Genomic DNA, 8,802 nt, shown 5'->3' with positions numbered 1-8,802 from the left:
GCGGGCCGCCACGTAGGCGTCGACGTCGGGGGCGTGCTCGACGGTTTCGGCGCGGCGGCCGTCGTGGATGCCGACGATCACGGGCGGGTCGTCGTCGCCGTTCAGCGGGACGCCCCACGTGCACACGTTCTGGTTCTCGGTCGCGAGGACCAGAACGGGCGTCGTCCAGCCGGGGAAGCGGGAGCCGTCCCCGTCGACGTCGACCTCGCCGGGGTAGACGGCGTGGTCGGTGTACGCGGCGGCGAGTTCCTCGGCCAGTTCGGCGGTGATGACCTTCACGGAGGCGGGCTGTCGGGGCACGGTCGTGACCTACCCATCGAGGCCGTCGGCACGCGCGCCGATCGCATCCGATCCGGGTGCGAGAGGGGCCGTGGCCGGGCCGGTCGCGTGGGTCGCTGCCGTCACCGCAGAAGAGCAGAGGTGACGAGCAGACCGGCGACCGAGACAGCCAGTACCACCAACGCCCACCGGGGTAGGGGAAGTGCGAGCGTCGCTCCGGTGCGCGGGTCGACGATGCGGTCGACGGCACGCCGTCGCCACAACCAGAACCCGAGCGCGGCGAGCACCGCCACCGCCACGGCGGCCGGCACCGGTTCACCGTCGAGGAGGCTGGTGCCGGCGACGGCGCACGCCGCGAACGACGTCACCGCGACGATGAAGTTCACCGATCCCGACAGCGGCCTCCCGGTTGCGCCCAGGCTCTCGCCGAGTCGGCGGGCGTACTCGGCCGGCTGGCCGAACGCGGTGACCGGGTCCTCCCCGGTGTCGGCGACGTGGCTCTCCACCTCCGCCACGGCTTCACCGATGCGCGCCGCCGGCACGTCGTTCACGCGTAACGCGAACACCAGCTGCTGCCGATACGTGTCCAGGTCGCCGGTCACGACACCCTCCCCGTGGCGATGAGGGCGGTGGCCCGCCCGGTGAACGTGACCCAGTCGTCGGTCTGTTCACGGAGGGCCCGCCGTCCCGCGGCGGTGACCGCGAAGTACTTCCGTCCGGGTCCGGCGTCGCCGGCCTGCCATCGCGAGGTCACGAGGCCGTCCTGCTCGAGGCGCGTGAGAATCGGGTACAGCGTGCCCCCCTTGACCGTGCCGAGCCCGGCGGCGAGCAACTTCTGCGCGATGACATACCCGTAGGTCTCCCCGTCAGCGACGACGGCGAGCACGCAGAGGGTCAGCACCCCCCGCATCCACTCGGCCGGCCATTGCCGCTCCTCGGTCACGGCTAGACAGTATCACTAACTAGTAGGCGTGCCTGACTACGCGCCGGTGAGGAGGCCGAGGACCCCGGTGATCTCCAGGACCCGGAGCACGCCCGGCCGGGCGTCGACGACCACCAGCTCACCACCCCGGTCGCGGGCCTGCCGCTGGCACAGCAGGAGAGCGCGGATCCCGGACGAGTCGAGGAAACGGATGCCCGCGAGGTCGACCGAGACCCGCTGGCCGGGATGCGAGTGCAGCACGTCGGTGATCGCCGCCGTGAACGCCGGTGAGGTCGACATGTCGACCTCACCGGCGAAGAGGGCACGGACACCGGACGGGTCGGAGACCACGTCGGTGAGGACGAGGGGGGCGTCGGACGACCGGGAGGGGGAGGTGAGCACGGGAAGCTCCGCGAGGTTCGCCCCGGCCTGGATCCCTCGTATCAGAAGGCGACAGCCGGTAACCAACCCAGCCTAGCCGCCGGCACGTCCGACGACTACTCAGGGCTTCAGGACCACCTTGATGCAGCCGTCCTGCTTCTGCTTGAAGATCTCGTAGCCGTGCGGGGCGTCGTCCAGCGGAAGGCGGTGCGTGGTCAGGTCCTCCGTGCCCAGCGGGTCGTCGTCGCCGGTGAGGGCCGGCATGATCTCGTCGATCCAGCGCTTCACGTGGGCCTGGCCCATGCGGATGGTCACGCCCTTGTCGAAGAGGTCCATCATCGGGAACGGGTCGGCCTGGCCACCGTAGACGCCGATGATCGACACCGTGCCGGCCCGCCGGACCGACGCGAACGCCGTGTTCAGCGCCGCCATCCGGTCCACGCCGATCTTCTCGATCGCCTTGCGGGCGACCTTGTCGGGAAGCAGCCCGGCCGAGCGCTGCGCGAACTCCTGCACCGGCGAGCCGTGCGCCTCCATGCCGACCGCCTCGACCACGCCGTCGGCGCCGCGGCCATGGGTCAGCTCGAAGATCGCGCCGGCGACGTCGTCGGTGGACGACTCGTCGACCACCTCGATGCCGTGCCGCTGGGCCAGCGCCAGCCGCTCGGGGACGCTGTCGACCGCGATCACGCGCTCCGCGCCCAGGTACTTCGCGATCCGCGCGGACATCTGGCCGATCGGGCCCAGCCCGATCACCGCGACCGTGCAGCCGGGCTCGACGTCGGCGTACCTCACGGCCTGCCACGACGTCGGCAGCACGTCGGACAGGAACAGGAACCGCTCGTCGACCGGGCCCTCGGGAACCTTGATCGGGCCGAAATGCGCCTGCGGCACCCGCAGGTACTCGGCCTGCGCGCCCGGCACCTGGCCGTACAGCTTCGTGTACCCGAACAGCGCGGCGCCGGTCCCCTGGTCGCGGACCTGCGTGGTCTCGCACTGCGCGTAGAACCCGCGGGAACACATCCAGCAACTGCCACAGGAGATGTTGAACGGCACGACCACGCGGTCGCCGGGCCTGATGTGGGTCACGGAGGCACCGACCTCCTCGACGATCCCCATCGGCTCGTGACCCAGCACGTCTCCCGAGTCGATGTACATGCCGAGCGTGTCGAGCAGGTGCAGGTCGGAGCCGCAGATCGCGGTCGAGGTCATCCGTACGATCGCGTCGGTCGGTTCCTGAATGGTCGGGTCCGGAACGGTGTCGACGGTCACCTTGTTGGTGCCCTGGAACGTCAGTGCCTTCATGTCGCTACCCCTGCCCGGAAATCACCGGTCGAACCCCTCGTCGGCACGTTCGCGCCGCAGGTGCTCCTCGGCCCGCCGGGCGAGGGGTCCGTGCTCGGCCGCGAGGCCCGCGTACATCGGTGCGATCTGCTCGGACGTGCGCAGCGGCGGCAGCAGGGGGATCGCGGGATCGGTGACCGCGTCGATCACGAAGGGACGGTCGGCGGCCAGCGCCTCGTCCCAGGCGGCGTCGAGCTGCTCCGGGGTCGTCACCCGCGCGCCGCCCAGCCCCAGCAGCGACGCCCACTGCGCGTACGGCACGTCGGGCAGCTCCTGCGAGGTGACGAACCGCGGCTCGCCCTCGGACTCCCGCTGCTCCCAGCTCACCTCGGCCAGGTCGCGGTTGTTGAGCACGCACACCACGAACCGCGGGTCGGCCCAGTCGCGCCAGCGGGCCGCGACCGTGACCAGCTCGGCCAGTCCGGCCATCTGCATCGCGCCGTCGCCGGCGAGGGCGACGACGGGACGGTCGGGAGCGTGCAGCTTCGCCGCCAGCCCGTAGGGGAGCGCGCAGCCCATCGACGCGAGCGTGCTGCACAGGTGTGCCGGCACTCCCCGGGGCAGCCGCAGGTGCCGCGCGTACCAGTAGGTCACCGAGCCGACGTCGACGGCCACCTGGGCGTTGTCCGGCAGCCGGCCGTTGAGGGCCCGCACCACGTGCTGCGGGTTGACCGGCTCCGCCCCGGCGGCGGCCCGGGCCGCCGCGATCCCGTGCCACCGGCGCACCCAGCCCTCGACCGTCGCGCGCCAGTCGCGGTTGTCGCGTGGCTTCAGGACCGCGAGCAGCTCCCGCAGCGTCTCGGCGGCGTCACCGACCAGCGGCACCTCCACGGGGTACCGCACGGCCAGGCGCCGGCCGTCGATGTCGATCTGCACGGCGCGGGCCTGGCCCGGCTCCGGGTAGAACTCGGTCCACGGGTCGTTGCTGCCGACGATGAGCAGCGTGTCGCAGGCGTTCATCAGCTCGGCGCTGGCCGTGGTGCCGAGGTGACCCATGACGCCGGTGTGGAACGGCAGCGACTCGTCGAGCACCGGCTTGCCGAGCAGCGACGCGGTGACGCCGGCACCGAGGCGCTCGGCGACCTCCACGAGCTCGTCGGCCGCCCCGTACGCCCCCTGGCCCACCAGGATCGCGACGCGCTCGCCCGCGGCGAGCAGCTCAGCCGCGTCCCGTAGATCCTCCGGACGCGGAACGATCCGCGCGGACCGCAACCCCGGGCCCGTGACCACGACGCCGTGCTCCCGCTGCGGTTCGGGTGCCGGTGCGGTCTGCACGTCGTGGGGCAGGACGACGCAGGTGGGGCTGCGGGTGGCCAGTGCGGTGCGGAACGCCCGGTCGAGCAGCATCGGCACCTGCTCGGGCGTGTGCGCGGCCTGCACGAACTGGGCGCAGACGTCGCCGAACAGCCGCACGAGGTCGATTTCCTGCTGGTACGCGCTGCCGAGCACGCTGGACATCTGCTGGCCGACGATCGCCACGACCGGCTTGGAGTCGAGCTTCGCGTCGTAGAGCCCGTTGAGCAGGTGCACGGCACCCGGTCCCTGCGTCGACAGGCAGACGCCGACCCCGCCGGTGTACTTGGCGTGCGCCACCGCCATGAACGCGGCCGTCTCCTCGTGCCGGGCCTGCACGAACGCCGGCTTCCCCGCGCGGCGTAGGGCACCCATCACCCCGTCGATGCCGTCGCCGGAGTAGCCGAACACGCGCGGCACACCCCATGCGGTGAGCCGCTCCACGACCAGATCCGACACTGTGCGCTCAGCCATGGCCGCCGCCTACCCGGTCGTGGCGCGTTGAACCCGGTCAGCCGGTGCGGAGCGGAGCGAGGGCATCCGTCCAGCGGACCAGTTCGTCGACCAGCCCGTCCTCACTGTTTCGGGTCGAGGAGCTTGACCACCTGGCGCTCCACCGAGGCCGGCGCGGCGTCCGGACGGTCGATCGTATCGCCGGCCGCGTACCGGTCGATGACCCGCGGGTCCACATAGGACGCCTTCGCGACCGCCGGCGTGTTGCCGAGCTCGGACGCGACCTCCTTCATCACCGCGGCGATCCGCTTCTTCTGCGCGGTGCGCGTTTTCGCCGGCTCGCCGCGGCTGAGCTCCGCGGCGGCGAGCACCGTCGCGTGAATGGTGCGGAAGTCCTTGGCGGTCGCGTCGACGCCGAGGTTGTCGCGCAGGAAGTCGTTGATGTCGGCGGCGTGCACGTCGTGGTCGTCGCCGTTGCCGTCGCGCCAGAACAGCAGCCGCTTGGCGCCCTTGCGGGCCGCGCGCAGCTCGGCGATCGCGGCGACGACGTCGGGGTCGTCGACGGTGACCTCGTGCTGGATGCCGCCCTTGCCGGTGAAGCACATGGCCGCCTGCGTGTCGTCGACCCGCACGTGCCGGGCCTGCAGGGTCGCCGCCCCGTAGGTGGCCTCGTCGCCGGTGGCGTACTCGTCGCCGCCGACGCGCAGCCGGGCGTGGTCGAGCAGGCTCACGGCGACGGCCAGCACGCGGTCCCGCGTGAGGCCCTCCTCCTTCAGGTGCTCCTTGAGCTGCTTGCGCAGCCGGGGAAGCTTGCGCGCGACGTCGAGCACGTGGTCGAACTTGAGCCGGTCCTGCCGCTCCCGCCACCCGTCGTGGTAGCGGTACTGGCGCCGGCCGGCGGCGTCGGTTCCCACGGCCTGGATGTGCCCCTTCGGATCCGGGCAGATCCACACGTCCTTCCACGCCGGCGGGATCACGAGCGCCTTGACGCGCTCGACCTCCTCCGTCGGGAGCGGCTTGCCGTGCTGGTCGAGGTAGCGGAATCCCTTGCCCTGCCGGATCCGGCGGTAGCCGGGGGCGGTGGGGTCACTTCGTCTGGTGCGCATGGTGGGTGATCACTGCCCTGCCCCCGACCGCCGCAAACTCACTTGTTGGAGGGCTTCCCGAGGTCCTGCCAGCGTTCGGCGGTCATCTCCACGTCGAACTTCTTCGCCGCCCGCCGGATGCGGTCGAACGCCTCCCGACGCTCGGCGTCGGTGGCGTCCCTGACCTGGTCGAACCGCGCGATCGCGTTGCGCACGTGGCTGGCGTCGTTCAGCGGTTCCTTGCGCAGCCGGGGGAACGCGAACTGGCTGTCGGGCATCGCGTCGCGCTCGTCGGCGTCCAGTTGATGGCTCATGGCCTTCCGGCTACCCGCTCCCGCGGCCGGCTAACGCAGCCGCATCAGTGAGAGCAGCAGCGGCCGGTAGATGCGCACGGAGTCCGACAGCGAGCCGAAGTGCGAGGACCTGTTGCCGGCGAGGTAGGTGGTGGTGATGGTCACCTCCTCGACGGGGTGCCCCGCCCGGGCCGCCTCCAGCAGCGTGTTCATCTCGTACTCGAAGCGCTCGCCGGTAACGTCGCGCAGCCACGGGATCAGGGCGGCCGGGTAGCCGCGCAGCCCGGTCTGGGTGTCGCGCACGTCGCGGCCGGTGGCGGCGCGGAACAGCACCCGGGTGAGCGTGTTGCCGAACCGGCTGCGTGCCGGCACGTCGGTGTCGAACCTCCGCACGCCGAGGACGAGCCGTCCGGTCGAGTCGACCCGCTCGGCGACCCGCAGGATGTCGGCGACGCTGTGCTGTCCGTCGGCGTCCGCGGTCACCGCGTCGTGGTCGGGGAAGTTCTCGTGGACCCACGTGAGCCCGGTCTTGATCGCGATGCCCTTGCCGCGGTTGGTGGGGTGGCGCAGGACGGTGACGTGCGGTCCGTCGTCGGCGGCGGCGAGCACGTCGTCGGCCGCGGCGCCGCTACCGTCGTCGACGATGAGGACGTGCTTGGCCGGGTCGGCGTCGCGCAGCTCCTCGACGAGGTCGGGCAGGTGGTCCCCGGGCTTGTAGACCGGAAGCAGCACGATCACCGGCGCCGTCCCAACGCCACCATCAGCCGTTCGCGTCGCCGCAGCGTCGCCGGGTCGGCCGAGCCGAGGAAGCACACCCGCGAGCCGACCGCGAGCATCCGCTCCGACCACGGCGACCCCCCGCCGACGACCGGGATGTCGAGCACCGCCGGGCCGCGCAGGCGCAGGACCTTGCCGATCAGGTACCGGATGCGCGGCAGGTGCCAGCCGTGCGAGACGATGCCGAGCGGCCGCGCCGGCGTGAACGCGAGCTCGCCGAGCAGCTTCTCCTCGACGGTGTGCAGCACGTTCTCCAACGTGCTGCGGGAGCGGGTCTCGGCATGCAGGTCGAGCCCCGGTGGCGTTCCGGCGCGCCGGGCCGCCGCCAGCATGAGGTCACCCTCGCGGCTTCCGACGGGCGGACCGGCGGAACCGGCGCCGAGCGACCAGCCACCGGTGAACACGATCCGCGCGGCGGTGAGCCGGCGGGCGTAGGCCAGGGCGGCGTCGACCCGGGCGAGGCTGTCGGGCGTCAGGCGGTAGCGGCCGTCGACGACGGTGACGCCTCGGCCGAAGACCCACAGCGTGTCGGCGTGCATGCGTCGACGGTAAGGCCCCGGGCCCCAACCGTCATCTTGACCGCTTCAGCGTGCTCGACGGCGTCACCCCGAACGCGGCGCGGTACTGGGACGTGAACCGGCTGTGGCCCATGATCCCCCAGCGGGCGGCGACCGCGCCCACCGTCGCGGTGGCGGGGTCGGCGTGCAGGAGGTCGCGGTGGGCGTGTTCGAGCCGGACCCGGCGCAGGTAGGCCATCGGGGTCGTGTCGAGATGGCGGCGGAACGCGAGCTGCAGCGTGCGGATCGTCACGTGGGCGGCGGCCGCGATGTCGGCGGCGCTGATGTCGAGATGGGCGTTGTCGTCGATGAAACCGACGGCGCGGCGCAGGGTCGTCGGGTGGGCGTCGCGCCGCTCCTCGCCGGTCGGCTCACGCACCGAGTTGTTCGGGAACGTCGACAACGCGGTCGCGGCGAGCAGCCGGGCGGCGGCGCCGTGCAGGAGGGGCGACTGGACGGCCGGCACGGTGGTCACGTTGTCGCGGACGAAGTCGAGCGTGCTGCTCCACGCCGCCGCGGCCGCCGGGGACAGCGGCGGGTCGCCGGTGAACCGCAGGGCCCGTGCGGTCCGGCCGGGTGCCGTCGCCGCGACCTGGGCGAGGAGTTCGGGTCGCAGGATCGCGAACTCGGCGTCGGAGTGGCAGACCGTGGCGTGCAGCTCCTGGTCGGGGTTGGAGGCGACGAACACCTCGCCCGGCGTGGCCTGCCGGTACTCGTGCCGACCGATCCGGTGACTCATCTCGCCGCTGATCAGCCGGCCGATGCTGAACCGGCCGAACGGGGGACCGCTGGCGGTGAACCGCATCGCGAACGAGTTGCGGTGGAGCTCCACCAGACCGAGGTCGTCGCGGCTCAGCCGGATCCGCATCGGCCCGCGCACGCCGGAGATCGCGAGCTTGCCGTATGCGGTGCTCAGCACGTGGTGGGCGAGGCCCAGGTCGGTCGTTTCGAGAACGGTCGGCACGATCAGCTCCCACGGCGGCGTGAACGTCGGCTCGTCATCCGCACGACGAAACTACCAGCCAGATAGCGAAGTTCGCCGTTGTTTCGCGCACGCGGTCCCACGAAACCCACCGACGGACCGCGACGCGGCCCGGGTGGCCGCGGTGCTGCCGCGCTGGCCCGGGTCACGGTGCGCACGGTCGTCATCAGCGGCACGCGCGACCAGCGGTTCGGCGACGTGCCCGCACGCGCGGCCGCCGCTCCGACCGCTCCGACCGCTCCGTCAGAGACCCTGGCGCCCGGCCGCGCCGCTCGCGGTCGCGCCGTTGTCGATGCCTGCGTCGATCTTGCACTTGTGGCCGCCTCTATTTGCGTAAATGTCGCGTTTTGAGGGGGGCCACAACTGCAAGATCGGCGGAGAGGTGCGGTCGTGGTGTGTCGCGGTCTTCGCAAAGGGTCGGGGGCTGTTGATCGTT

12 protein-coding genes are annotated in these 8,802 nt (G+C 72.0%); all 12 read right to left on the bottom strand.

What is annotated here, in order from left to right:
* A partial coding sequence (locus Voc01_RS42035; RefSeq protein WP_203933318.1) for a hypothetical protein occupies nt 1-279 on the bottom strand: 279 nt, incomplete at its 3' end.
* 122 nt (nt 280-401) lie between these two features.
* On the bottom strand, nt 402-881 hold the full coding sequence (locus Voc01_RS42030; RefSeq protein ID WP_203933317.1) for an HAAS signaling domain-containing protein: 480 nt from the start codon (nt 879-881) through the stop codon (nt 402-404).
* Complete coding sequence (locus Voc01_RS42025) at nt 878-1,222, bottom strand: PadR family transcriptional regulator (RefSeq protein ID WP_203933316.1); 345 nt, start codon at nt 1,220-1,222, stop codon at nt 878-880. Before Voc01_RS42025 ends, Voc01_RS42030 begins: the two co-directional genes overlap by 4 nt.
* Nucleotides 1,223-1,258: 36 nt before the next feature.
* Nucleotides 1,259-1,603 (bottom strand): STAS domain-containing protein, encoded by a 345-nt coding sequence (locus Voc01_RS42020; protein WP_203933315.1) that lies wholly within the window; start codon nt 1,601-1,603, stop codon nt 1,259-1,261.
* Between the two features lie 99 nt (nt 1,604-1,702).
* A complete protein-coding gene (locus Voc01_RS42015) occupies nt 1,703-2,887 on the bottom strand; it encodes a zinc-dependent alcohol dehydrogenase (protein ID WP_203933314.1) in 1,185 nt (394 codons plus the stop codon).
* A gap of 21 nt (nt 2,888-2,908) precedes the next feature.
* The gene (locus tag Voc01_RS42010) at nt 2,909-4,693 is read right to left on the bottom strand and encodes a thiamine pyrophosphate-requiring protein (protein ID WP_203933313.1); all 1,785 of its coding nucleotides are present in this window, start codon (nt 4,691-4,693) and stop codon (nt 2,909-2,911) included.
* A gap of 101 nt (nt 4,694-4,794) precedes the next feature.
* On the bottom strand, nt 4,795-5,778 hold the full coding sequence (locus Voc01_RS42005; protein ID WP_203933312.1) for a DNA topoisomerase IB: 984 nt from the start codon (nt 5,776-5,778) through the stop codon (nt 4,795-4,797).
* A 38-nt stretch (nt 5,779-5,816) separates the two neighbouring features.
* Entirely contained in the window at nt 5,817-6,071 is a 255-nt protein-coding gene (locus tag Voc01_RS42000; RefSeq protein WP_203933311.1) for a DUF6582 domain-containing protein, read from the bottom strand.
* A 30-nt stretch (nt 6,072-6,101) separates the two neighbouring features.
* Nucleotides 6,102-6,788 carry a glycosyltransferase family 2 protein gene (locus Voc01_RS41995; protein ID WP_203933310.1) on the bottom strand — a complete coding sequence of 229 codons (687 nt, stop codon included), beginning with the start codon at nt 6,786-6,788 and terminating at the stop codon, nt 6,102-6,104.
* Nucleotides 6,785-7,366 (bottom strand): YdcF family protein, encoded by a 582-nt coding sequence (locus tag Voc01_RS41990; protein ID WP_203933309.1) that lies wholly within the window; start codon nt 7,364-7,366, stop codon nt 6,785-6,787. The genes Voc01_RS41995 and Voc01_RS41990 overlap by 4 nt, the downstream gene beginning before the upstream one ends.
* Nucleotides 7,367-7,397: 31 nt before the next feature.
* Nucleotides 7,398-8,348 carry a helix-turn-helix domain-containing protein gene (locus Voc01_RS41985; RefSeq protein ID WP_203933308.1) on the bottom strand — a complete coding sequence of 317 codons (951 nt, stop codon included), beginning with the start codon at nt 8,346-8,348 and terminating at the stop codon, nt 7,398-7,400.
* A gap of 261 nt (nt 8,349-8,609) precedes the next feature.
* Nucleotides 8,610-8,802: hypothetical protein (locus Voc01_RS41980; RefSeq protein ID WP_203933307.1), on the bottom strand; the 193-nt coding region annotated here is incomplete at its 5' end.

Origin of the sequence: Virgisporangium ochraceum, from assembly GCF_016863655.1 — a bacterium.
GTDB classification, from domain to species: Bacteria; Actinomycetota; Actinomycetes; order Mycobacteriales; family Micromonosporaceae; genus Virgisporangium; species Virgisporangium ochraceum.
The sequence above is the reverse complement of the archived record's forward strand: the minus strand, read 5'-3'. Positions and strand labels throughout refer to the sequence as shown.